This window comes from Shewanella electrica (genome assembly GCF_022321485.1).
Lineage (GTDB): Bacteria > Pseudomonadota > Gammaproteobacteria > Enterobacterales > Shewanellaceae > Shewanella > Shewanella electrica.
Window position 1 is genome coordinate 1 of sequence record NZ_JAKOGG010000254.1, and the last position, 274, is coordinate 274.

A 274-nucleotide genomic window follows, 5' to 3' on the forward strand; every position below is an offset into this window, starting at 1 on the left:
GCGCGTGTCGTAGTACTTGATGGGGATGAAAAACGGCATCCCGAACCGGTAGCCCCCGCCGAAGTCCACCCCGGTGTCGGGGAACGGCCGCTCGCCGTCGTTGACGCCCGGCGGTGCGATGGTGCCTGGGATGGTCGGCCCGTCGTAGGGGCGCGGCCGGTCCTCACGCGAGTACTGGAAGCGGAACTCGTTCGTGGTGTTCGATCCCAGGATCGAGTTGAGGCTGCCGCTGATGGCGTTCGAAAAGCCTTTTTCGAGCGCGTTCGAGCTGCGC

Annotated in this window: 1 protein-coding gene; it reads right to left on the reverse strand. The window is 65.7% G+C overall.

The window, feature by feature from the left end:
- The coding region (locus L9G74_RS20540; RefSeq protein ID WP_238898615.1) for a hypothetical protein at positions 1 to 274 on the reverse strand (274 nt) is incomplete at both ends.